This window comes from Streptomyces sp. SD15, from assembly GCF_054462255.1.
Genome location: NZ_JBTLMO010000014.1, coordinates 43,152 through 66,237 on the forward strand (window position 1 = coordinate 43,152; position 23,086 = coordinate 66,237).

Genomic DNA, 23,086 nt, shown 5'->3' on the forward strand with positions numbered 1-23,086 from the left:
AGCTCGAGAGGGGAACAGCGCGTGGTGGACGTATCCAAGGGCAGTACGCCCAGTGGTCCCGGTATCAATCTGACCAAGGGCCAGGCCATCAGCCTGCAGAAGAAGGACGGGGGCACCCTCACCGCGGTGCGCATGGGTCTCGGCTGGCAGGCGGCTCCCCGGCGCGGTCTGTTCGGCTCGCGCACCCGGGAGGTCGACCTCGACGCCTCCGCCGTGCTGTTCGCCGACAAGCAGCCCGTCGACGTCGTGTTCTTCCGCCACCTCGTCAGCGACGACGGCTCCGTGCGGCACACCGGTGACAATCTGGTCGGCGGCGTCGGCCAGGGAGGCGACGACGAGGCGATCCTCGTCGACCTGCAGCGCATCCCGGTCCACATCGACCAGATCGTCTTCACCGTGAACTCCTTCACGGGCCAGACCTTCCAAGAGGTGCAGAACGCGTTCTGCCGTCTGGTCGACGAGACCAACGGCCAGGAGCTCGCCCGCTACACGCTGGCGGGCGGCGGACAGTACACGGCCCAGATCATGGCGAAGGTGCACCGTGCGGGCACGGGCTGGCAGATGACGGCCCTCGGCACGCCGGCCAACGGCCGTACCTTCCAGGACCTGATGCCCGCGATCCTGCCGCACCTGTAGGCGGCCGGGCGCGGCCCACGAAGTGATACAGGGGGACAAGGCGATGACGGCCGAGCTGGTCCGCGGGCAGAACCACCCGCTCTCCCAGGTCCGTCTTGAAGTCCGCGTATCGGCCGGCAGGCCGATCGTGGCCGGGGTCACGCTCAGCGACGAGCAGGGCCGGGTCCGGGGTGTCGAATGGGTGGCCCACCCGGGCGCGCCCACACTGCCCGGACTCGAGGTCCCCCAGCAGGCGGCGGCCGACCACCGCCTCGCGTTCGACCTGGACGCCCTGCCGGTGGCCGTACACCGGGTCAATGTGCTGCTCGCGCTGCCGACCGGCGATGGGGGTACGTCAGGTCGAGCGTCGAGCGAAGCCGAGAGCGCGGGAGGCCCGATCCGGTTCGGTGCCCTCGCCGCGCCCTACGTCGCGGTCACCGGCCTCGACGGCGCCGAGGTCGCGAGCTACACCATCACCGGCCTGGACGCCGAGTCGGCCGTCGTCGCTCTGGAGCTCTACCGCAGGCAGGGCGCCTGGAAGGTGCGCGCGGTCGGCCAGGGGTACGCGGGCGGCCTCGCCGAACTCCTGACCGACCAGGGCCTGCCGGAGGCCCAGCAGCTCGCGGGCAGCATCAATGAAGCCGTCGCCGAGGGCCTGGCCCGCTCGGTGTCGGCACCTCCACCGCGTACGTCGGACGCCGACCGCTCACGGCAGGCGGCCACCTCGGCCTCGGGACTGGATCAGCCGTACGCCGGACCGCAGGGCGCCTCCGGGACCGTACCGCCGCAGCAGTCTCCGTACGACGCGCCCGCTTCGCAAGGAGTGGCGCTGCCGCAGACGAGCTACCAGGGCAGCGGCCCCGCGCAGACCGACCCCTCAGCCATCTCCGGTCCGTCCGCGGCTGTCGGCGGCCCGGTCGACTACAGTCACCCCGGCCGGCGGACCGCCGCGCCTCCCACACCCTCGCCGACCGCGTCACCGGCACCGCCCGGGCAGCCCGCGCGGCCCGTGGCGGGCGACGCGACGGGCTGGTCCATGGAGGAGCGGCTCCACAACCAGGTGTGGGGCATGTTCGAGGACCTGGCGCGCACCACGGCCGCGTATCGCAGCGCCGTCGACTTCGCCGATTCGCGCATGGAGCAGGAGCTCGACGAGGTCCTGTCCGACCCGCGCAGCCGGATCGGCGGACAGGGTGACGCCGCGCGCGAGGCGGCTCAGGCCAAGCACGCCGGTCTGGTCGACCAGGCCCGCGCGGCGCTCGACCGGGACCTCGCCCAGCTCACTGCCGAGGCTCAGGTGGTCGAGCCCGCACTGCCCGCGGCCTACGCGCGTTGGGACAACCCCGTCTGGCAGGGCTACCGGGTGCCCATGGAGATCCCCATGGCCCTACGTCTCGGCGACCTCCATCTGCCTGAGAGCGAGGGCCTGCGCATCCCGATGCTGGTCCGGCTGCCGCTCGAGCGCGGCCTGTGGATCGACAGCGGACGGGCCACCCTCGACGACTCGCTCGCCGACTCCGACGAGCTGCGCCGACTGGCCATGGACACGGCGGTGGCGCACGCCGCGAGGCTGCTCGCCGTCCATCCCGCACGCGAGTTCGCGGTGCACGTCATCGACCCGGCCGGTTCAGGAGCCTCGTCCCTCGCGCCGCTGGTCCGGTCCGGAGTGCTCGACGGCCCGCCCGCGGTCGGCGCCGGCGGCGTGGCCGACGTCCTGGCGCGGCTCACCCAGCGCGTCGACCTGGTGCAGATGGCGGTGCGCGGCGGAGCGGCCGACGCACTGCCGCAGGACCTCGACACAGCCGAGCAACTGCTGATCGTCAACGATTTCCCGCACGGCTTCGACGACCGTGCCGTGACCCAGCTGCGCTATCTCGCGGACGAGGGCCCGGCCGTCGGCGTCCATCTGATGATGGTGGCCGACAGGGAGGACGCCGCCGCCTACGGGCCGCTGCTGGACCCTCTCTGGCGTTCGCTGCTGCGACTCACCCCAGTGCCCGACGATCACCTCGCCGACCCGTGGGTCGGGCACGCCTGGACGTACGAGCCCGCGCTCGTCCCGGCGGGCAGCCAGGTGCTCCAGCAGGTGCTCTCCCAGGTGGCGGCGGCCCGCCACCCGCGGAATCGCTGACCTGCGGAGGGTTGTACCAAGCATCAGTAAACGATCTGACCTGCGCTTTTGGTCTTTCTTTTACTAATCTCTTTACCTTTCCTTGGTGATTCAGGTACTGTCTTCCGTACGGAGGGGAGTACTCCCTACCTGCTGCGGCGTACCCGTCAATACGGATCTGGCCAGATCCCGGGGCGCCGGCCCGTGGGCACTGGGCGCATCACGCGTCACAGCCGTCCAGGGTGGAAGAGACCTCCGGTAGCGACGACGCTGAAATTTGCCGTTACGAACTGCCGGAGGCGCAGTGGATGTTTCTTTGACCCTTTGGGTCCTGACGATCTTGGGCCTCGCCGCCCTCATCGCCATCGACTTCTTCATCGGCCGCAAGCCGCACGACGTATCGATCAAGGAAGCCGGAATCTGGACGATCGTCTGGATCGTCCTGGCCGGACTGTTCGGACTGGGACTGCTCGTCTTCTCCGGTGGCCAGCCCGCCGGCGAGTTCTTCGCGGGCTTCATCACCGAGAAGTCGCTGAGCGTCGACAACCTCTTCGTCTTCGTCCTGATCATGGCGAAGTTCGCGGTGCCCTCGCAGTACCAGCAGCGGGTGCTGCTCGTCGGCGTGCTCATAGCGCTCGTGCTGCGCGCGATCTTCATCGCCGCGGGCGCCGCGATCATCGCGAGTTTCGCGTGGGTCTTCTACATCTTCGGTGCGTTCCTCATCTACACCGCCTGGAAGCTGATCCAGGAGGCCCGGGCCGACAAGGACGACGAGGAGTACGAGGAGAACCGTCTGCTGAAGGCCGCCGAGCAGCGCTTCGGCGTGGCCGACCGCTACCACGGCACCAAGCTGTGGATCGAGCAGAACGGCAAGCGCGTCATGACGCCGATGCTGGTCGTGATGCTCGCCATCGGCACCACCGACGTGCTCTTCGCGCTCGACTCCATACCCGCGATTTTCGGCCTGACCCAGGACCCGTACATCGTCTTCACGGCCAACGCGTTCGCGCTGATGGGTCTGCGCCAGCTGTACTTCCTGATCGGCGGCCTGCTCAGGAAGCTGGTCCACCTCAGCTACGGCCTGTCCGTCATCCTCGGCTTCATCGGCGTCAAGCTGGTGCTGCACGCGCTGCACGAATCCGGCGTCCACGTCCCCGAGATCTCCATCCCGGTCTCACTCGGCGTGATCTGCGCGGTCCTCGTCATCACCACGATCACCAGCCTCATCGCCACCAAGAAGCAGGCGGCGGAAGAGGTCCTGGAGACCGACGGGACGCAGAAGGACAGCATCGACGTCTGACCCTCGTAGGAGCGGGAAGACGCGGACGCGATCGCCCCCAGGGAGCGGTGCACGGCGAAATTGCCGGGCACCGCTTCCGGCGCTCGCTCGGGCGCTGAGCGCTTCCGTTCTGAGGGCACCCCGGCCTGCTGTCTCGTGGTGATCGAGTTCGGGCTGCCATCGGAATGCGGGGCCCGTCCATGCCTGCGACGATCGCTGCATGATCGTTCGGCTCCGGTCACCCGTGACGCAATGGACGACTGTCCTGCCCGTGGCCGCGGTGGTCCTGCTGGCCTTCACCTGGGGCCGTGACCTGCCTGGCGTGGTCGTCGTGCTGGTGACGTTCGTCCTGGCCGGGGCGGTGCTGGCCGCCGTCCACCACGCCGAGGTGATCGCGCACCGGGTCGGCGAACCCTTCGGTTCCCTTGTCCTCGCCGTCGCCGTCACGATCATCGAAGTGGCCCTCATCGTCACCCTGATGGCGGACGGCGGCGACAAGAGCTCGACCCTGGCCCGCGACACGGTGTTCGCCGCCGTGATGATCACCTGCAACGGCATCGTGGGACTGTGCCTGCTCGTCGCCTCGCTGCGGCACGGGCTCGCCGTCTTCAACGCGGAGGGCACCGGCGCCGCCCTGGCGACCGTCGCGACGCTGGCCACGCTCAGCCTGGTCTTCCCGACCTTCACCACCAGCAAGCCGGGCCCGGAGTTCTCCACCGCCCAGCTCACCTTCGCCGCGCTCGCCTCACTCGTCCTGTACGGCCTCTTCGTGACGACCCAGACCGTCCGCCACCGCGACTACTTCCTGCCCATCACCCGCCAGGGCGAAGTGATCGATACGGAGGACCACGCGGGCGCCCCGTCCGCCCGTTCCGCCGGAATCAGCCTGGGGCTGCTCGCCCTGGCCCTCGTCGGCGTGGTCGGCCTCGCCAAGGGCGTGTCGCCCACCATCGAGTCCGGCGTCGAGGCGGCCGGCATGCCGCACTCCGTGGTCGGCGTGATCATCGCACTGCTCGTGCTGCTCCCCGAGACCATAGCCGCCCTCCGTGCGGCCCGCCGCGACCGGGTGCAGACCAGCCTGAACCTCGCCCTCGGCTCGGCGATGGCCAGCATCGGCCTTACGATCCCCGCGGTCGCGCTGGCGTCCATCTGGCTCTCCGGACCGCTCGTGCTCGGCCTCGGCGCCACCCACATGGTGCTGCTCGCGCTGACCGTCGTGGTGAGCTCCCTGACGGTGGTTCCCGGGCGCGCGACCCCCCTCCAAGGAGGCGTCCATCTGGTGGTGTTCGCGGCGTATCTGGAGCTCGCGGTCAATCCCTAGCCGGCCCGACGGTCACTCAGTGGCCGGTGCGACCGCCAGACGGGGCACCGGCCGGGTCTCCGGCAGCAGCGCGAAGCACCCCAGACTGAGCAGCGCGACACCCGTCAGATACGCGGCCACACCCCAGGGAACCCGCTCTCCGTCGGCCAGCGCCGTCGCCACGAGAGGCGTGAGCGCACCCCCGAGCACGCCGCCCAGGTTGTAGCCCACGGCCGCGCCCGTGCAGCGCACCCGAGGCTCGTACAACTCCGGCAGATACGCGGCGATCACGGCGAACATCGTGATGAACGCGAGCAGCGCCACAAGGAAGCCGAGGAACATCAGCAGAGGTTCGCCGGTCGACAGCAGCGCGACCATGGGGAACATCCACAGCGCCGCGCCGATACAGCCCGCCAGGCACAGCGGACGCCGCCCGTAGCGGTCGCCGAGCAGGGCCACCAGCGGCGTCAGGGAGCCCTTCACCACCACGGCGGCCATGATGCAGGCCAGCATCACGGTACGGCTCACACCGAGCCGTTCGACGCCGTAAGCCAGCGCCCAGGTCGTCACCGCGTAGAACACCGCGTAGCCGACCGCGAGTCCACCGGCCGTCAGCAGGACGAGCCGCCAGTGGTCGCGCACCACCTCGACGAGCGGCACACGCGCACGGTCCCGCATCTCCAGAAATCGCGGACTCTCGGCGAGCGAGCTGCGCAGCCACAGCCCCGCCGCCGCGAGCACCCCCGCGGCCCAGAACGGCACCCGCCATCCCCACGACGCGAACTGGGCGTCGGACAGCGTCGCCGACAACACCAGCATCACCCCGTTGGCCAGCACGAACCCCAGCGATGGACCGATCTGCGGGAAGCTCGACCACAGCCCGCGCCGCTCGGCGGGCGCGTGCTCGGCGGTCAGCAGCACCGCCCCGCCCCACTCCCCGCCGAGCCCCAGCCCCTGCAGAAAGCGCAGCAGGAGAAGGAGCACGGGAGCGGCCGCACCGATCGACTCGTACGTCGGTACGCAGCCGACCGCGACGGTCGCCGCACCGGTCAGCAACAGCGAGGCGACGAGCACCGGTCGCCGCCCGCGCCGGTCCCCGATGTGCCCGAACAGCACCGAACCGAGAGGGCGTGCGACAAACCCGACGCCGAAGGTCGCGAAGGCCGCCAGCGTCCCCGCCAGCGGCGAGAACGTCGGGAAGAACAGCGGCCCGAGGACCAGCGCGGCCGCGGTCCCGTAGACGAAGAAGTCGTAGAACTCGATGGCCGTCCCGGCGAGCGAGGCGGCCGCGAGCCGGAGCATGGAGGGCGCCCTTACGGTGCGTACGTCGTGCATGCCGCGTCAACTACCCACGGTGACTGTGGGTTACGGGGGCGCGTGGGGGGCTCGGTCTTCTTTCGGTACGCGACCGCCGCGCGCCCGCGTCAGTACGTGACCGTGATGCGCCGGGCGGGGCCGTCCACGCGGATCGTGCCCCCGTAAGGGATGACGAGTTGCGGATCGGTGTGACCGAAGTCCACGTCGAGAACAACCATCATGTCCTGGGCATACATGTCGACGGCCCGGAGTACCGCCTCGTGCTGCTCCCGCACATAACGGGCCTTCGCTTCGGCGCCGTTGGGCCGCTCGAACGACCACGCCTTCGGGCGGCCCATCAGGAGGGCCGGGAAGCGCCGCAGCAGGCCGCGCTCACCCATGCTCCGAAGGATCCAGAAGACCTCGTCGGCCTTCGGCATGTCCTCCGAGGTCTCCAGGAACAGCACATGACCGTCGTACACGGAAGGGTCGGGCGCGATCTCGCGGTCGGCCATCAGCAGCCACGACAGGATCTCGATATTGCCACCCCAGGAGCGGGCCTCGATCACGCGGTCCGGGCGGTGCCAGGTCCATCCTCCACCGGGTTCAGTGGCGGGCTCGCGGTCGAAGGTCGCCGGGTCCTCCCAGGGGCTGTTGACGTCGGTGAAGCGGTCGGCGGGGCGCAGTTCGTACGGACCGGAGGTGAACAGCGCGGCCCGCAGCGACTCCGCGGTCAGCGGGTCCATGGCACCGGGGCGGCCGAACTCGCACATCACGGAGCCGCCGTGGTAGCCGACGACTCCGGCGTTCCACAGGTAGGCGAGTAGGTTCGTGTTGTCGCTGACCCCGAAGAACGGCTTCGGGTTGTCGCGGATCAACTCCCGGTCCAGCAGCGGCAGCACGGTGATCTGGTCGTCGCCGCCGATCGACGAGATGACCGCCTTGATCGTCGGGTCGGCGAACGCCGCGTGGATGTCGTCGGCGCGTTCGCGCGGCGTCGCGCCCATCTTGCGGGTCGTCGGGTACTCGACCGGTTCGAGGCCGTACTCCGTGCGCAGCCGTTCCAGGCCCAGTTGGTACGGGAGCGGGAACAGCCCCGGCAGCCCCGAGGACGGTGAGATCACCGCCATCCGGTCGCCCGGCGAAGGCTTGGGAGGATACGAGGGTGTCGTCATGGCGGGAGGGTACGGGCCGTCAGCGCCCGCCGCACCGTGATAAACCGGGGTCTGAGCAGCGGTCCGAAAGGACCGGCAGAGGACCGGTCCTGAAAGGGCCGGCCGACCTGGAAGGACCGGAGGAACCGTGCCCCGCACCCTCGCCAACGCCCCGATCATGATTCTCAACGGGCCGAACCTGAACCTTCTCGGACAACGGCAGCCGGAGATCTACGGTTCCGACACGCTCGCCGACGTCGAGGCCCTGTGTGCCAAGGCGGCGGCCGCGCACGGTGGCACGGTGGACTTCCGCCAGTCCAACCACGAGGGCGAGCTGGTGGACTGGATCCACGAGGCGCGCCTGAACCACGCCGGGATCGTGATCAACCCGGCCGCCTACTCGCACACCTCCGTCGCCATCCTGGACGCGCTCAACACCTGTGACGGGCTGCCGGTGTTGGAAGTCCACATCTCCAACATTCACCAGCGCGAGGAGTTCCGGCACCACTCGTACGTCTCGCTGCGGGCCGACGGAGTCATCGCGGGGTGCGGAGTGCAGGGGTACGCGTTCGCGGTGGAGCGGGTCGCCGCGCTGGCGGGGACGGGGCAGGCGGAGGCGTAAGCGGACTTGCGGAGTCCGATTGTCGATGGCGGGTGTCACGCGGGTCCGCACGGCACCGGACCCCGCGGGTTCGACCCCGACGACCACGACCTCGCCGACCGCTTCGTGGGCGTCACCGAAGCACCCGGTGGCTGCGTCCTGATACAGCCCACGTTCTACCGACTCGGCATGCCGGGAGTGCTCGGCGCCCGGCGCCACGCCTACGGGCACCTTCGGCGAGTTCTCGCGTGACGGCCGCAGCGATCGTGTCGACCGCGCCGCCGATCGACACGAGCCCGGTGTCCTTCTGGAGGGACACCAAGTCGTTGAGCAGGGGAGGCACTTGCGGCGCACGGCCTGGGGGAGAACGACGTACCGCAGGGCCTGCCGATTGGTGAGGCCGAGCGGGCGGGCCGCGGCGCGCTGCGAGGGGTGGATGGACTCGATGCCCGCGCGGCCTGTCGCAGGCCGGCGAGCATCCTGCCGGGGCCGCCGGTCGAGGGCGGGGATCGATAGGCCGACGGCCCGTTCCGCAACAGGAGCCGTCGTCCTGTGCGGGGCTGCCTCCAGTGGACTGCGGCACCGCGCGCGCCGGGAGCGCACGCGTGCCACCGGCGCGCGCGCTCGATTCACACGGGGCGCGCGTTCATGGACTTCACGCCCCCTGGTGCGTAGTCACGAGCCCCGTGGTCACCAAGCCGGTGTTCACCAGCCCCGTGCGTGCCACTCCGGCAGATGCGGGCGCTCCGCGCCCAGCGTCGTGTCGTCGCCGTGCCCGGGGTAGACCCAGGTCTCGTCCGGCAGCATCTCGAAGATCTTCGTCTCGACATCGTGGATGAGACTGGCGAACGCCTTCGGGTCCTTGCGCGTGTTGCCCACACCGCCCGGGAAAAGGCAGTCCCCTGTGAACACATGGGGGTGTCCGTGCGGGTCGTCGTAGACGAGCGCGATCGAGCCCGGCGTGTGCCCCACGAGATGGCGCGCGGTGAGCTCCACGCGCCCCACCCGGATCGTGTCGCCGTCGCCCACGAGGACGTCGGTCGCCACCGGGATGCCCTCGGCGTCGTCCCGGCCCGCGTAGGTGCGGGCGCCCGTGGCCGCCACGACCTCCGCGAGTGCCTGCCAGTGGTCACCGTGCTGATGGGTGGTGACGACGGACGCGATGCCGTCGTCGCCGATCAGTGTGAGCAGCGTGCCGGCGTCGTTGGCCGCGTCGATCAGCAGTTGCTCGTCGGTGGCCCGGCAGCGCAGCAGATAGGCGTTGTTGTCCATCGGCCCGACCGCGACCTTGGAGATCATCACGTCCTGCAACTCGTGCACGTCCGCAGGTCCGCCGACCTTCACTGCTCCGCTGTACGTCATGACGGCCAGCCTATAGCGGGGGGAGCTCTGGGAGCGGCCCGCCGTCGGTGCTCAGCCCGGAGCCGTCGCGGCGGCCGGAGAGCCAGCCGAGCAGATCGGCCTGCCGGCCGGTGACGATGACCGGTTCGCCCTCGCGACGGCCGGAGGGGATCCGGCGCTTGTCGTCCTCCTCGATGACGAGGGCGGGTACGTCGGGGTGGCCGAGGAACCGTGAGGTGAGGAAGTTGATCTCGCGCTGGGTGAACTCGGCGGAGAGGTCCTCGAGCTCGTAGCCGATCCCCAGATCCACATGGTGCAGCTCGACCTCGACCCACCGCCGGAACGGAACCATGGCCGCGGAGTCCGTGACTCCGCCCCGCAGCTCCACCGTGCGCGACCAGTCCGCCGGCGCGGTCCCCGCCTCCTGGAAGCGGGCCGCGCTCTCGCGCACGTCCGTGACCTGTACGTCCAGGGGGCGCGGTGCGTCCCGCTCGATGTCGGCGTCGCGGGCGTCCCCGGAGACGTACATGGGGCGCCCGGCGAGGACGTTCACGAGCGCGTCCGCGTTGCGGGCGAGGTGGGCGAGGATGTGGCCGCGGCTCCAGCCGGGGAGCCGTGACGGCTCGGCCACGGCGGCGTTGTCCAATGCGGCGGCTGCGTTGAGCAGCCGTTCGGTCGCGTCACGTACAGACTCCAGGTCGCGCACATGATCAATCATGAGGCCGACCCTAGCCCCGCCACACGTTCGGGTGAAGGTGGTCGGCCACCCCCGCAAATCGAATGTGCGTGCTATAGGCTCGAGCGTGGCGTCGGGCATGCTGGAAGGCCCGGGATTGTTGTGAACCAGGGAAAGCAACCGGCGCTGTCAGTGGCTCCCCCTAGTCTGAAAAGGACGGGGGCCCCGCCCCTGTCACTTCTCTCAAGAAAGGTGCGGACCGGCGTGGCCGACCGTCTCATCGTCCGTGGAGCGCGCGAGCACAATCTGAAGAATGTCTCGCTCGACCTCCCGCGCGACTCGCTCATCGTCTTCACGGGCCTGTCGGGGTCGGGCAAGTCCTCGCTGGCCTTCGACACGATCTTCGCCGAGGGGCAGCGGCGCTACGTGGAGTCGCTCTCCTCGTACGCCCGACAGTTCCTCGGCCAGATGGACAAGCCGGATGTCGACTTCATCGAAGGCCTCTCCCCGGCGGTCTCCATCGACCAGAAGTCGACCTCGCGCAACCCGCGCTCGACGGTCGGCACCATCACCGAGGTCTACGACTATCTGCGTCTGCTCTTCGCGCGCATCGGCAAGCCGCACTGTCCCGAGTGCGGCCGCTCCATCACGCGTCAGTCGCCGCAGGCCATCGTCGACAGGGTCCTGGAGCTGCCGGAGGGGAGCCGTTTCCAGGTGCTGTCCCCTTTGGTGCGCGAGCGCAAGGGAGAGTTCGTCGACCTGTTCGCCGATCTCCAGACCAAGGGGTACAGCCGGGCCCGGGTCGACGGCGAGACGATCCAGCTCACCGAGCCGCCCACGCTCAAGAAGCAGGAGAAGCACACCATTGAGGTGGTCGTCGACCGCCTCACCGTGAAGGACTCCGCCAAGCGGCGCCTCACCGACTCCGTGGAGACGGCCCTCGGCCTGTCCGGAGGCATGGTGGTGCTCGACTTCGTCGACCTCCCCGAGGACGACCCCGAGCGCGAGCGCATGTACTCGGAGCACCTGTACTGCCCGTACGACGACCTGTCCTTCGAGGAGCTGGAGCCCCGCTCCTTCTCCTTCAACTCGCCCTTCGGCGCCTGCCCCGAGTGCACCGGTATCGGTACGCGCATGGAGGTCGACCCCGAGCTGATCGTCCCGGACGAGGACAAGTCCCTCGACGAGGGCGCCATCCACCCCTGGTCGCACGGGCACACCAAGGACTACTTCGGCCGCCTGATCGGCGCTCTCGCGGACGCGTTGGGATTCCGGACCGACATCCCCTTCGCCGGTCTGCCGCAGCGTGCCAAGAAGGCCCTGCTCCACGGCCACAAGACGCAGATCGAGGTGCGGTACCGCAACCGGTACGGGCGCGAGCGCGTCTACACCACGCCCTTCGAGGGCGCCGTCCCCTTCGTCAAGCGGCGGCACAGCGAGGCGGAGAGCGACGCCAGCCGCGAGCGCTTCGAGGGCTACATGCGCGAGGTGCCCTGCCCCACCTGTGAGGGCACGCGCCTCAAGCCGCTCATCCTCGCCGTCACCGTCATGGAGAAGTCGATCGCCGAGGTCTCCGCGATGTCGATCAGCGACTGCGCGGACTTCCTGGGCGAGCTGAAGCTCGACGCACGCGACAAGAAGATCGCCGAACGCGTCCTGAAGGAAGTCAACGAACGACTGCGCTTCCTGGTCGACGTCGGCCTCGACTACCTGTCGCTCAACCGCGCGGCCGGCACTCTCTCCGGCGGCGAGGCCCAGCGCATCCGCCTGGCCACCCAGATCGGCTCCGGACTCGTCGGCGTCCTCTACGTCCTCGACGAGCCCTCCATCGGCCTGCACCAGCGCGACAACCACCGCCTGATCGAGACCCTCGTCCGACTGCGCGACATGGGCAACACGCTCATCGTCGTCGAGCACGACGAGGACACCATCAAGGTCGCCGACTGGGTCGTCGACATCGGTCCCGGTGCGGGCGAGCACGGCGGCAAGGTCGTGCACAGCGGCCCCTTGAAGGAGCTGCTCGCCAACGCCGAGTCGATGACCGGCCAGTACCTGTCGGGCAAGAAGGAGATCCCGCTGCCGGACCTCCGCCGCCCCACCGCCCCGGGGCGTCAGCTCACGGTGCACGGCGCCCGCGAGAACAACCTCCAGGACATCGACGTGTCCTTCCCCCTGGGCGTGCTCACCGCGGTCACCGGCGTCTCGGGCTCGGGCAAGTCGACGCTGGTGAACGACATCCTGTACACGCACCTGGCGCGCGAGCTCAATGGCGCACGGAGCGTCCCCGGGCGGCACACGCGCGTGGCGGGCGACGACCTCGTGGACAAGGTCGTGCACGTCGACCAGTCGCCCATCGGCCGCACCCCCCGGTCGAACCCGGCGACATACACCGGAGTCTTCGACCACGTCCGCAAGCTCTTCGCCGAGACGACCGAGGCGAAGGTGCGGGGCTACCTGCCCGGCCGCTTCTCCTTCAACGTCAAGGGCGGCCGCTGCGAGAACTGCTCCGGGGACGGCACCATCAAGATCGAGATGAACTTCCTGCCGGACGTGTACGTCCCCTGCGAGGTCTGCCACGGGGCGCGCTACAATCGGGAGACCTTGGAAGTCCACTACAAGGGCAAGTCCATCTCCGAGGTCCTCGACATGCCGATCGAGGAGGCCCTCGGTTTCTTCGAGGCCGTCCCGGCCATCGCCCGTCACCTGAGGACGCTCAACGACGTCGGTCTCGGCTACGTCCGGCTCGGCCAGTCCGCGCCGACGCTGTCCGGCGGTGAGGCCCAGCGCGTCAAGCTCGCGAGCGAGCTGCAGAAGCGCTCCACGGGCCGCACGGTGTACGTGCTGGACGAGCCGACCACCGGTCTGCACTTCGAGGACATCAGCAAACTCATCACGGTGCTCTCCGGGCTGGTCGACAAGGGCAACACCGTTATCGTCATCGAGCACAACCTCGACGTCATCAAGACCGCCGACTGGGTCGTCGACATGGGCCCGGAGGGTGGCAACGGCGGCGGTCTCGTCGTCGCGGAGGGCACGCCCGAGGAGGTCGCCGGGGTTCCGGCCAGCCACACGGGCAAGTTCCTGCGCGAGGTCCTGGGCGCCGACCGGATCAGCGACGCCGAGCCTGTGAAGGCCCCGCCCAAGACCGCGGCCAAGAAGGCGGTGGCGGCCAGGTCGACGGCCAAGCGGACGGCCACGAAGGCCGTCAACAACACGGCCACGACGAAGGCGGCAGCGGCCACGAAGAAGACGGCCACCAAGACTACGGCCACCAAGAAGGCAACCCCCGCGAAGAAGACCACACGGGCCGCCAAAGCCTGAACCGGCCGGACGCGCCGGGTCGAACCAGGTCACGCGTACATGGCCTGACAAGTCCCAAGAAATACGGTGCCCCACGGGAACTCCCCGTGGGGCACCGTCCGTTGCACAGTCAGCCGCCCTGCCCCTGCGTCGCGACGAACTGCCTGTCCAACTGCACCTTGACAACATCACCGAGCAACCCGGTCCCGAAGTCCCTACCGAAGTCGATGCGCCGGAACTCGCCCGTCGCCTCGACCCCGGCGTGCTGGCGACTTGCCCGGGGCGCCGCGGGCCGTCAGCGGTTGATCCAACAGGCTGAACGGGCCTCAGAGGGCGCCGAGTTCAGCGGCGTACGGTGGTTCCGCGCCCGCTCGTGAACAGGTGATCGCCGCCGCGCGGGCCGCGAACCGCAGCAAGTCGGTCCAGCCCTCGGGGCCCAGGCCGGCCAGTGCCTCCGGAGACAGTGCGTCCCGCGCGGCCAGGCCGTGCAGCAGTGCCGCGTTCACCGTGTCGCCGGCGCCGATCGTGTCCACGACCTCGACCGGTTCGCCGGGCACGGGGTGGACGGCGCCGTCGCGGGTGAACACCGTCAGGCCGTCGCCGCCCTGAGTGATCACGACGGCCGCGGGACCGGACGCCAGCCACTCACGCGGGGTGCCGCCCAGCCACTGAGCGTCCTCCTCGGAGAGCTTGAGCAGTGACACCGACGGCAACCAGCTCTTGAAGCGGGCCCGGTAGGCGTCCGCGTCGGGGATCAGCCCGGCCCGGATGTTCGGGTCGAGCGCGGTGAACACGCCGCGCGCGGCGGCGGTCCGCATCAGCTCCTCATACGCGCTCGCGCCGGGCTCCAGGACAAGCGAACAGGTACCGAAGGACACCGCCCTGGTGTCGTCCGGGAGGCGGTCCGGCGTCGCGAACAGGCGGTCCGCCGTGCCCTCGACGTAGAAGGAGTACGCGGCCGAGCCGTCCGCGCCGATGGAGGCGACCGCGAGGGTCGTCGGCTCCGTACCGCGCTGCACGGCGGACACATCGACGCCCGCCTCGCGCAGCCCGCCCAGGAGCGCCTCGCCAAAGGCGTCGTACGAGACCCGGGAGCAGAAGGCGGTGGGGGAGCCGAGTCGGCCCAATGCCACAGCCGTGTTGTACGGTCCGCCACCGCGCGCGGGCCGCAGACTCACGAGCGCGCCTGCGCCCTGCGGTACCAGGTCGATCAGGGCCTCACCGGCGACGACGATCACGACACGGGTCCTTTCGTGGGGCTCTGGATGTTCTGAGCGTTCCGGAGAGTCTCGGGGGCCTGGGCGTCCCGGGGGGTGTCGGCGCAGCCGCACGAGGTGCGGTGGACGAAGGTGCAGGAGAGCCGCACAGTTCGGGCGGGGCGGTGCGGAGCGGCCAGCCGTTCCAGGAGCAGTCGTACCGCCTGCGCCCCGATCTCCTTGCCGGGCTGGCAGATCGCGGTCAGCCGGGGTGTGAACAGGTCCGCCCAGGCGAAGTCGTCGAAGCAGCACAGCGCCAGGTCGTCCGGCACGGACAGACCGCCCTCGCGCAGGGCACGCAGCGTGCCGATGGTCATCACGTTGTTCGCGGTGACGAGTGCGGTGGGGGGCACCGCGAGGGAGAGCAGGCCGGCGGTGGCACGCTCGGCGGCCTCCGCCTCGGAGTCGCCGTGTGCCACGAGCCGTTCGTCGTAGGGGAGTCCGGCGCTCGCGAGGCCGTGGCGGTAGCCGGAGATCCGCTCGGTCGTGGTGCTGAGCCCGGGCCGGCCCGCGATCAGTCCGATGCGCTGGTGGCCCTGTTCGGCGAGGTGTGTGACGAGCTGCGCCATGGCCTCGGCGTTCTCGGCGCAGATCTGGTCGAAGCGGAAGGGATGATCGGCCGGGGCGTCGACCAGTCGGTCCAGGACCACGGTCGGTACGGCGTGCTGCCCGAGGTAGTTCAGGAGCGCCTCCGGATCGGCCGAGGGCGCGACGATCATGCCGTCGACGCGTCGCTCGTGCAGCAGTTGGACGACCTTCCGCTCGTGCTGCGGGTCGTCGTGCGGGTCGGCGATGAGCAGGCCGTAGGCGCGCTCCAGAGCGCCGGCCTCGACGCCCTGCAAGATCTCCGTGAAGTACGGGTTGCTGATCGCCGACACCGCGAGCCCGATGGACCGGGTGCGTGCGGTGACCAGCGAACGGGCCAGGGCGTTGGGTGTGTAGCCGAGCGCGTCGATGGCGTCGAGGACGGCCTGGCGCGTGTGGGGCAGCACGGGGCGCGTGTCGTTGAGCACGTGCGAGACGGTCGCCACGGACACCCCCGCGCGCGCCGCCACATCGACCATCGTTGCCATCGCTCCGCCTCTCCCCGGGGCCCTTCTCGGGCGGGAACCTATCGCATGAGGCGACGGACGTAAACGCTTGCGCAAACGTTTACGTCGACTGCCCCCCTGCGCCCCTCCTCCACCCGGCCCCCTTGCCCGCCCCCTCACCCGTCCTCTTACCCGACACACCCACTCAAGGCGGAATGATCGGTACCGGTATCGTCGACGTGCACCCGGCGTCAACCCGTGGAGACACCATGCCTGGCCGTCGTACCGTCCTGCGAGGAGCGGCGCTCACCCCGATCGCCGGGATCGCCCTCACCGCGTGCGCCGGAGCCGGCGGTGGCGGGACTCCGGCGAGGCCGACCGCGCCCGTCGAGCTGGGCGCGGAGAGTGAGATCGCCAAGGGCGGTGCCAAGCTGTACCGGGAGCAGAACGTCGTGGTCAGCCGCGCCGAGAACGGTTCCCTCAAAGCATTCAGCTCGATCTGCACGCACGCAGGCTGCGCCATCAACAAGCTTCAGGGCACCACGCTGAGCTGCCCGTGCCACGGCAGCGAGTTCGACGCGGCCACGGGAAAGGTGCTGCAGGCGCCGGCCACCGTCCCGCTGGAGGAGCTGTCCGTGGAGGCGAAGGGCGGGAAGATCATCGCGGGTCCGGGCGCCTGACCGGGCCGCCGGCGCGACGGTGACGCGACGGTGACCGGAAGCGGTCAGTCCCAGTCCCAGCCGATCCCCACCATGCCCGACCGGACCCGCGGTTCGACGAGATGCACCGAACGATGGCTCCCGCTCAGCGTCAGCTCCTGGCGGCCGCTGCGTGGTGCCGCCGCCGAGTGCTGGGTGAACCGGTGGCAGCGCAGGGGCAGCATCTCCTCGGCGAACCGCACCTGGAGCGCGTACTGCCCGCCCGCGAAGCCGAACCCGCGTACGTACTCGCTGGACGCACCGGCCGTGCCGTCCTCGAAGCCGTAGCGGAAGAGGAAGGTGTCGCCCGCGCGCAGCCGCGTGTCGAAGAGCAACTCGGCCACCAGCAGTCCGGTGTCGTGGTGCCAACGCGTCCGCCCCGTGCGGCAGTTCTCCATGGCGCGGACCTCTGTCCGCTCCGGAGCGCATCCGGGGTCGCCGTGGTGGATGGCCACATAGCGGTCCACGCCGTCCGTGTGGGCGCGCACGATGTGGTGCGACTCACGCGCCAGCAACTCGCGATGCGCGCCGATCCGTACGAGCTCGTGATGGCCGAGGGTGTGCAGCCCGCCGTCGAGTGATGACTCCAGCTCGGCCAGGAGCTGTTCCAGGACGCCGGAGGCCTCCACGAACGAGCGGTACGAGCGGCCCGGGTGCTGCGGGTCGGAGCGTTCGTCCGCCTTGGCGAGCAGCCGGATCAGCGACTCGTCCGGGAGCTGGAGGATCTCCTCCAGGGCGCGTACGGCGCGCAGCGACTCGGGGCGCTGTGGGCGCCGGGCGCCCTGCTGCCAGTAGCTCAGGCTCGTCACCCCGACCTTGACCCCGTGCCGCGACAGATGGTGCTGTACCCGCTGGAGGGGCAGACCGCGTGCGGCGATCGCGGCGCGCAGCGCGACATGGAAGGGGCCGCCCGCCAGGGCCGTCTCCAGTTCCGCCGTGGCGATGTCCGCGTGCTGTGTGCCGTGACGCATGCGGGGCCCTTTCTATGGATGTTCGCAACGGCTGGTCAGACCGTCGGGTTGCGGCTCGTCGGGGGCGCATGGTCGGCGCGCGGGGGTGCCCGGCCCGAGTCCCCCGCATTGAAGCGTGTTGACCAAGCCCCGACAACACCTGATGCTCAACCTGCTCGACTGCAACATCCGTAACGCGCAGTCGCCGCCTCTCGCGGGTGCGGGAGCCGGTATCCACAGGCGGGCCGGGAGGCCGTCGCGGTGTCAGCCCTCGCCAGTAGGGTGTGAGACATGGCCGACCCCTCCAGCTACCGCCCCAAGCCGGGACAGATCCCGGACTCTCCCGGGGTGTACAGGTTCCGCGACGAGCACCGCCGGGTGATCTACGTCGGAAAGGCGAAAAGCCTGCGCCAGCGCCTGGCGAGCTACTTCCAGGACCTGACGAACCTCCACCCGCGCACCCGCACCATGGTCACCACTGCCGCGTCCGTGGAGTGGACGGTGGTGTCCACGGAGGTCGAGGCCCTTCAGCTGGAATACTCCTGGATCAAGGAGTACGACCCCCGGTTCAACGTCAAGTACCGCGACGACAAGAGCTATCCGTATCTCGCGGTGACGATGAACGAGGAGTTCCCGCGTGTGCAGGTGATGCGCGGCCACAAGCGCAAGGGCGTGCGCTATTTCGGTCCGTACGGGCACGCGTGGGCGATCCGCGACACCGTGGATCTGCTGCTGCGGGTCTTCCCCGTCCGCACCTGCTCGGCCGGCGTGTTCAAGAACGCCGCCCGTACCGGCCGCCCCTGCCTCCTCGGCTACATCGGCAAGTGCTCGGCCCCGTGCGTCGGACGTGTCTCCGACGAGGAACACCGTGAACTGGCCGAGGAGTTCTGCGACTTCATGGCCGGCCGTACGGGGACGTACATCCGCCGTCTGGAGAAGCAGATGACGGAAGCGGCCGAGGAGATGGAGTACGAGCGGGCCGCCCGTCTGCGCGACGACATAGAGGCCCTGAAGAAGGCCATGGAGAAGAATGCGGTCGTGCTCGCCGACGCGACCGACGCCGACCTGATCGCCGTCGCCGAGGACGAGCTGGAAGCCGCCGTCCAGATCTTCCACGTGCGCGGTGGCCGGGTGCGCGGCCAGCGCGGCTGGGTCACCGACAAGGTCGAGGCCGTCACCACCGGTGACCTCGTCGAGCACGCGCTCCAGCAGCTCTACGGGGAGGAGAAGGGCGACTCCGTTCCCAAGGAGGTGCTCGTCCCGGCGCTGCCCGAGCCCGTGGAGCCGGTCCAGGAGTGGCTGACCGAGCGCCGTGGGTCGAATGTTTCCCTCCGTATCCCGCAGCGCGGCGACAAGAAGGCGCTCATGGAGACCGTGCGGCGCAACGCGCTCCAGTCGCTCGCCCTGCACAAGACCAAGCGCGCCTCCGACCTGACCACCCGCTCGCGCGCCCTGGAGGAGATCGCCGAGGCCCTCGACCTGGACAGCGCCCCGCTCAGGATCGAGTGCTACGACATCTCGCACCTCCAGGGCGACGACGTCGTGGCGTCGATGGTCGTCTTCGAGGACGGCCTCCAGCGCAAGAGCGAATATCGGCGCTTCCAGATCAAGAGCTTCGAAGGCCAGGACGACGTCCGGTCCATGCACGAGGTGATCGCCCGCCGCTTCAAGCGCTACCTCGCCGAGAAGGAGAAGACGGGCGAGTGGACGGACGGCGAGAACGCCCTCACTGAGGACGACGGCCGCCCCAAGCGCTTCGCGTACCCTCCGCAGCTCGTCGTCGTCGACGGCGGTCAGCCCCAGGTCGCGGCAGCCAAGAAGGCCCTCGACGAGCTGGGTATCGACGACATCGCCGTCTGCGGCCTCGCCAAGCGGCTGGAAGAGGTCTGGCTGCCGGACGACGACGACCCGGTGGTCCTGCCCCGCACCAGCGAGGGGCTGTACCTGCTCCAGCGGGTCCGGGACGAGGCCCACCGCTTCGCCATCACCTACCAGCGCACCAAGCGGGCCAAGCGCTTCAAGACGAGCCCGCTGGACGAGGTACCGGGCCTCGGTGAGACCCGTAAGCAGGCGTTGATCAAGCATTTCGGCTCAGTTAAGAGGCTGCGATCCGCGACGATCGACCAGATCTGCGAGGTTCCCGGCATAGGCCGCAAGACGGCCGAGGCCATCGCCGTGGCTCTCGCCCAGGCGGCTCCGGCCGCACCCGCCGTAAACACGGCGACTGGAGAGATCATGGAAGACGAGGAGCCCGGGACGACCACGGGCTCTCGAGAGGAGCTCGCGTCCGCGGGCGCCTCGGACGAGCGACGGGGGCAGGAGACATGAGCGACAACGGACGACCACAAAACCCAGAACAGCCAGAAAACCCAGAACAGACCGAACAACAGGCCGAACAGCAGGCTGAGGCACCGGCCGAAGAGCAGACCGAACAACAGGCCGAAGAGCGGACCGAACAACAGTCCGCCGAAGGAACGCAGGGGAATACGACGATGGAGACGGCCGGAGTGCCCGATGCCGCCATCCCCGAGCTGGTGATCATCTCCGGGATGTCCGGAGCGGGCCGGTCGACGGCCGCCAAGTGTCTGGAGGACCTCGGCTGGTTCGTCGTCGACAACCTGCCGCCCGCACTGATCCCCACCATGGTGGAGCTCGGTGCCCGCTCCCAGGGCAACGTCGCCAGGATCGCGGTCGTCGTCGACGTACGCGGCCGCCGCTTCTTCGACAACCTCCGCGAGTCCCTCGCCGATCTGGAGTCGAAGAACGTCACCCGGCGGATCGTCTTCCTGGAGTCCTCCGACGACGCCCTGGTGCGCCGCTTCGAGTCCGTGCGCCGCCCGCACCCCCTCCAGGGCGACGGCCGTATCGTCGACGGCATCGACGCCGAGCGGGAGCTGCTGCGCGAGCTGCGCGGCGACGCGGACCTGGTCATCGACACCTCCAGCCTGAACGTGCACGAGCTGCGCGCCAAGATGGACGCCCAGTTCGCGGGCGAGGAGGAGCCCGAGCTGCGGGCCACGGTCATGTCCTTCGGGTTCAAGTACGGCCTCCCGGTCGACGCCGACCTGGTCGTGGACATGCGCTTCCTGCCCAATCCGCACTGGGTCCCGGAGCTGCGCCCCTACAGCGGCCTCAACGAGGAGGTCGCGGCCTACGTCTTCAACCAGCCCGGTGCCAAGGAGTTCCTCGACCGCTACGCCGAGCTGCTCCAGCTCATCGCGGCCGGATACCGCCGCGAGGGCAAGCGCTATGTGACCATCGCGGTCGGCTGCACCGGTGGCAAGCACCGCTCGGTCGCCACGTCCGAGAAGCTGGCCGCACGCCTCGCCTCGCAGGGCGTGGAGACCGTGGTCGTACACCGGGACATGGGGCGCGAGTGACCGGACGAGCCGCCCTGCGGCTGAGCAGGCTGCGCGGGCTGTCCCCCGAGGGACGCGGCACCAAGCCCGTCGAGGCACGCGGCGGGAAGCCGCGTCGCCGTGGCGCCCAGCCCAAGGTCGTCGCCCTGGGCGGCGGCATGGGGCTGTCCGCCTCGCTCGCCGCGCTGCGCCGGATCACCGGCGACCTCACCGCCGTCGTCACCGTGGCCGACGACGGCGGTTCCAGCGGGCGCCTGCGCGACGAGCTGGGCGTGCTCCCGCCCGGTGACCTGCGCAAGGCCCTGGCCGCCCTGTGCGGCGACGACGACTGGGGCCAGACCTGGGCCCGCGTCATCCAGCACCGTTTCGAGTCCAAGGGCGACCTGCACGAGCACGCGGTCGGCAATCTGCTGATCGTCGCCCTGTGGGAGCAGCTGGGCGACCACGTCCAGGCCCTGGACCTGGTCGGCAAGCTGCTGGGCGCGCACGGTCGCGTGCTGCCCATGTCCGCCGTACCCCTGGAGCTCCAGGCCCTGGTCAAGGGGCACGACCCGGAGCGGCCCGAGGGCGTCGAGACGGTACGGGGCCAGGCCACCGTGGCGCTCACGCCCGGCGAGGTGCAGTCCGTGCACGTCGTGCCGCACGACCCGCCCGCCGTCCCCGAGGCCGTCGCGGCGGTCCTCGACGCGGACTGGGTGGTGCTCGGCCCCGGCTCCTGGTTCTCCTCGGTGATCCCGCACCTGCTGGTGCCCGAGTTGCTGGACGCCCTCACCCAGACGAAGGCCCGCCGGGTACTCTCCCTGAACCTCGCCCCGCAGCCCGGAGAAACCGAGGGCTTCTCCCCGCAGCGTCATTTGGAGGTTTTGGGACGACACGCCCCTAAACTCGCCCTGGACGTGGTGCTGGCCGACGAGGCCGCCGTGCCCGACCGCGACTCACTCACCGACGCCGCCCAGCGGTTCGGCGCCGCGGTCGAGCTGGCGCCGGTGGCCCGGACCGACGGTAGCCCGAGGCACGACCCGGAGCTGTTGGCCGCCGCGTACGACCGTATTTTTCGGATGCATGGAAGGATCGGCCCATGGCGATGACGGCAGCGGTGAAGGACGAGATCTCCCGGCTCCCCGTCACCCGGACCTGCTGCAGAAAGGCGGAGGTCTCCGCCATTCTGCGGTTCGCCGGCGGCCTTCACCTGGTGAGCGGCCGGATCGTGATCGAGGCGGAGCTGGACACCGCGATGGCGGCGCGCCGGCTGAAGCGGGACATCCTGGAGATCTTCGGCCACAGCTCCGAACTGATCGTGATGGCGCCCGGCGGACTGCGCCGCGGCTCGCGTTACGTCGTACGCGTTGTCGCGGGCGGCGACCAGCTGGCCCGCCAGACGGGGCTCGTGGACGGCCGTGGACGCCCGATCCGGGGCCTCCCGCCGCAGGTGGTCTCGGGGGCCACCTGCGACGCCGAGGCGGCCTGGCGCGGGGCCTTCCTGGCGCACGGCTCGCTCACCGAGCCCGGCCGTTCCTCCTCGCTCGAGGTGACCTGCCCGGGCCCGGAGGCCGCGCTCGCGCTGGTCGGCGCCGCCCGGCGGCTGTCGATCGCCGCGAAGGCCCGCGAGGTGCGCGGTGTGGACCGTGTGGTGGTGCGGGACGGAGACGCGATCGGGGCGCTGCTGACCCGGCTCGGCGCGCACGAGTCGGTGCTGGCCTGGGAGGAGCGGCGGATGCGCCGCGAGGTCCGCGCCACGGCGAACCGTCTGGCCAACTTCGACGACGCCAATCTGCGCCGCTCGGCCCGCGCCGCCGTCGCCGCCGGGGCCCGCGTGCAGCGCGCGCTGGAGATCCTCGCCGATGAGGTGCCGGAGCACCTCGCCGCGGCCGGACGGCTGCGCATGGAGCACAAGCAGGCCTCCCTGGAGGAGCTGGGCGCGCTCGCCGACCCGCCGCTGACCAAGGACGCCGTCGCCGGCCGGATCCGCCGGCTGCTGGCGATGGCCGACAAGCGGGCCCAGGATCTGGGCATCCCCGGGACGGAGTCGAACCTCTCCGAGGAGATGGCGGACAACCTCGCAGGTTGATCGCCCAGATGGAGCACCCGAGCTCAACACGCCGGTGCCGATGCCCATTTGG

19 protein-coding genes and 1 pseudogene are annotated in these 23,086 nt (G+C 70.1%); 12 read left to right on the top strand and 8 right to left on the bottom strand.

The window, feature by feature from the left end; translation table 11 throughout:
* Positions 1–69 precede the first annotated feature (69 nt).
* From ACX28W_RS16065 to ACX28W_RS16080, 4 genes are all read left to right on the top strand, one after another.
* On the top strand, positions 70–636 hold the full coding sequence (locus ACX28W_RS16065) for a TerD family protein (RefSeq protein ID WP_458999752.1): 567 nt from the start codon (positions 70–72) through the stop codon (positions 634–636).
* Between the two features lie 43 nt (positions 637–679).
* Positions 680–2,746, top strand: coding sequence for a TerD family protein (locus tag ACX28W_RS16070; protein ID WP_458999632.1), 2,067 nt, complete (start codon positions 680–682; stop codon positions 2,744–2,746).
* Between the two features lie 283 nt (positions 2,747–3,029).
* Positions 3,030–4,025, top strand: a complete 996-nt coding sequence (locus ACX28W_RS16075; RefSeq protein ID WP_458999633.1) for a TerC family protein — start codon at positions 3,030–3,032, stop codon at positions 4,023–4,025.
* Positions 4,026–4,224: 199 nt separating this feature from the next.
* Positions 4,225–5,325, top strand: coding sequence for a calcium:cation antiporter (locus ACX28W_RS16080; RefSeq protein WP_458999634.1), 1,101 nt, complete (start codon positions 4,225–4,227; stop codon positions 5,323–5,325).
* Positions 5,326–5,337: 12 nt separating this feature from the next.
* Here the strand turns inward: ACX28W_RS16080 and ACX28W_RS16085 are convergent, their stop codons facing one another.
* A complete protein-coding gene (locus ACX28W_RS16085; RefSeq protein WP_458999635.1) occupies positions 5,338–6,639 on the bottom strand; it encodes an MFS transporter in 1,302 nt (433 codons plus the stop codon).
* Positions 6,640–6,728: 89 nt separating this feature from the next.
* Entirely contained in the window at positions 6,729–7,775 is a 1,047-nt protein-coding gene (locus ACX28W_RS16090; protein ID WP_458999636.1) for a S66 family peptidase, read from the bottom strand.
* A gap of 127 nt (positions 7,776–7,902) precedes the next feature.
* Here ACX28W_RS16090 and aroQ point away from each other — a divergent pair, with 127 nt between their 5' ends.
* Both aroQ and ACX28W_RS16100 read left to right on the top strand, forming a co-directional pair.
* Positions 7,903–8,376: a type II 3-dehydroquinate dehydratase gene (gene aroQ, locus ACX28W_RS16095; protein WP_458999637.1), complete on the top strand. Its 474-nt coding sequence runs from the start codon at positions 7,903–7,905 to the stop codon at positions 8,374–8,376.
* Between the two features lie 6 nt (positions 8,377–8,382).
* Positions 8,383–8,607, top strand: a complete 225-nt coding sequence (locus tag ACX28W_RS16100) for a hypothetical protein (RefSeq protein ID WP_458999759.1) — start codon at positions 8,383–8,385, stop codon at positions 8,605–8,607.
* Position 8,608: 1 nt separating this feature from the next.
* On the opposite strand, the pseudogene ACX28W_RS16105 reads toward ACX28W_RS16100, so the two are convergent.
* The 3 genes and pseudogenes from ACX28W_RS16105 to ACX28W_RS16115 form a co-directional block, all read right to left on the bottom strand.
* Positions 8,609–8,811 (bottom strand): annotated as a pseudogene (locus tag ACX28W_RS16105) (ABC transporter permease subunit); the annotation flags it as partial.
* Between the two features lie 249 nt (positions 8,812–9,060).
* Positions 9,061–9,717 carry an MBL fold metallo-hydrolase gene (locus tag ACX28W_RS16110; RefSeq protein WP_458999638.1) on the bottom strand — a complete coding sequence of 219 codons (657 nt, stop codon included), beginning with the start codon at positions 9,715–9,717 and terminating at the stop codon, positions 9,061–9,063.
* Between the two features lie 10 nt (positions 9,718–9,727).
* A complete protein-coding gene (locus tag ACX28W_RS16115) occupies positions 9,728–10,414 on the bottom strand; it encodes a maleylpyruvate isomerase family mycothiol-dependent enzyme (RefSeq protein ID WP_458999639.1) in 687 nt (228 codons plus the stop codon).
* A gap of 222 nt (positions 10,415–10,636) precedes the next feature.
* On the opposite strand from ACX28W_RS16115, the gene uvrA reads away from it, so the two are divergent.
* The gene (gene uvrA, locus ACX28W_RS16120) at positions 10,637–13,693 is read left to right on the top strand and encodes an excinuclease ABC subunit UvrA (protein WP_458999640.1); all 3,057 of its coding nucleotides are present in this window, start codon (positions 10,637–10,639) and stop codon (positions 13,691–13,693) included.
* Positions 13,694–13,998: 305 nt separating this feature from the next.
* Here uvrA and ACX28W_RS16125 read toward each other — a convergent pair whose 3' ends face one another.
* Both ACX28W_RS16125 and ACX28W_RS16130 read right to left on the bottom strand, forming a co-directional pair.
* Complete coding sequence (locus ACX28W_RS16125; protein WP_458999641.1) at positions 13,999–14,910, bottom strand: carbohydrate kinase family protein; 912 nt, start codon at positions 14,908–14,910, stop codon at positions 13,999–14,001.
* Positions 14,907–16,001 (bottom strand): LacI family DNA-binding transcriptional regulator, encoded by a 1,095-nt coding sequence (locus ACX28W_RS16130; protein ID WP_458999642.1) that lies wholly within the window; start codon positions 15,999–16,001, stop codon positions 14,907–14,909. Before ACX28W_RS16130 ends, ACX28W_RS16125 begins: the two co-directional genes overlap by 4 nt.
* Positions 16,002–16,228: 227 nt before the next feature.
* Between ACX28W_RS16130 and ACX28W_RS16135 the strand changes: the two genes are divergently transcribed.
* Complete coding sequence (locus tag ACX28W_RS16135) at positions 16,229–16,639, top strand: Rieske (2Fe-2S) protein (protein WP_458999643.1); 411 nt, start codon at positions 16,229–16,231, stop codon at positions 16,637–16,639.
* A 44-nt stretch (positions 16,640–16,683) separates the two neighbouring features.
* On the opposite strand, the gene ACX28W_RS16140 is transcribed toward ACX28W_RS16135, so the two are convergent.
* On the bottom strand, positions 16,684–17,628 hold the full coding sequence (locus ACX28W_RS16140; RefSeq protein ID WP_458999645.1) for a hypothetical protein: 945 nt from the start codon (positions 17,626–17,628) through the stop codon (positions 16,684–16,686).
* Between the two features lie 270 nt (positions 17,629–17,898).
* Here ACX28W_RS16140 and uvrC point away from each other — a divergent pair, with 270 nt between their 5' ends.
* Genes uvrC through whiA form a run of 4 tightly spaced genes read left to right on the top strand, consistent with a single transcriptional unit; the run spans position 17,899 to position 23,034 of the window.
* Positions 17,899–19,935 (top strand): excinuclease ABC subunit UvrC, encoded by a 2,037-nt coding sequence (uvrC, locus tag ACX28W_RS16145; protein ID WP_458999646.1) that lies wholly within the window; start codon positions 17,899–17,901, stop codon positions 19,933–19,935.
* Complete coding sequence (gene rapZ, locus ACX28W_RS16150; protein ID WP_458999648.1) at positions 19,932–20,987, top strand: RNase adapter RapZ; 1,056 nt, start codon at positions 19,932–19,934, stop codon at positions 20,985–20,987. Before uvrC ends, rapZ begins: the two co-directional genes overlap by 4 nt.
* Positions 20,984–22,054: a gluconeogenesis factor YvcK family protein gene (locus tag ACX28W_RS16155; protein WP_458999649.1), complete on the top strand. Its 1,071-nt coding sequence runs from the start codon at positions 20,984–20,986 to the stop codon at positions 22,052–22,054. Before rapZ ends, ACX28W_RS16155 begins: the two co-directional genes overlap by 4 nt.
* A complete protein-coding gene (gene whiA / locus ACX28W_RS16160; RefSeq protein WP_266757464.1) occupies positions 22,045–23,034 on the top strand; it encodes a DNA-binding protein WhiA in 990 nt (329 codons plus the stop codon). The genes ACX28W_RS16155 and whiA overlap by 10 nt, the downstream gene beginning before the upstream one ends.
* Positions 23,035–23,086: the final 52 nt, after the last annotated feature.

Excerpts from the sequence above, each read along its gene's own strand:
- ACX28W_RS16070 (WP_458999632.1), top strand. The coding sequence starts at position 680 with ATGACGGCCGAGCTGGTCCGCGGGCAGAACCACCCGCTCTCCCAGGTC.
- ACX28W_RS16080 (WP_458999634.1), top strand. The coding sequence starts at position 4,225 with ATGATCGTTCGGCTCCGGTCACCCGTGACGCAATGGACGACTGTCCTG.
- ACX28W_RS16085 (WP_458999635.1), bottom strand. The coding sequence starts at position 6,639 with ATGCACGACGTACGCACCGTAAGGGCGCCCTCCATGCTCCGGCTCGCG.
- ACX28W_RS16090 (WP_458999636.1), bottom strand. The coding sequence starts at position 7,775 with ATGACGACACCCTCGTATCCTCCCAAGCCTTCGCCGGGCGACCGGATG.
- ACX28W_RS16110 (WP_458999638.1), bottom strand. The coding sequence starts at position 9,717 with ATGACGTACAGCGGAGCAGTGAAGGTCGGCGGACCTGCGGACGTGCAC.
- ACX28W_RS16115 (WP_458999639.1), bottom strand. The coding sequence starts at position 10,414 with ATGATTGATCATGTGCGCGACCTGGAGTCTGTACGTGACGCGACCGAA.
- ACX28W_RS16130 (WP_458999642.1), bottom strand. The coding sequence starts at position 16,001 with ATGGCAACGATGGTCGATGTGGCGGCGCGCGCGGGGGTGTCCGTGGCG.
- ACX28W_RS16135 (WP_458999643.1), top strand. The coding sequence starts at position 16,229 with ATGCCTGGCCGTCGTACCGTCCTGCGAGGAGCGGCGCTCACCCCGATC.
- ACX28W_RS16140 (WP_458999645.1), bottom strand. The coding sequence starts at position 17,628 with ATGCGTCACGGCACACAGCACGCGGACATCGCCACGGCGGAACTGGAG.
- uvrC (WP_458999646.1), top strand. The coding sequence starts at position 17,899 with ATGGCCGACCCCTCCAGCTACCGCCCCAAGCCGGGACAGATCCCGGAC.
- rapZ (WP_458999648.1), top strand. The coding sequence starts at position 19,932 with ATGAGCGACAACGGACGACCACAAAACCCAGAACAGCCAGAAAACCCA.
- whiA (WP_266757464.1), top strand. The coding sequence starts at position 22,045 with ATGGCGATGACGGCAGCGGTGAAGGACGAGATCTCCCGGCTCCCCGTC.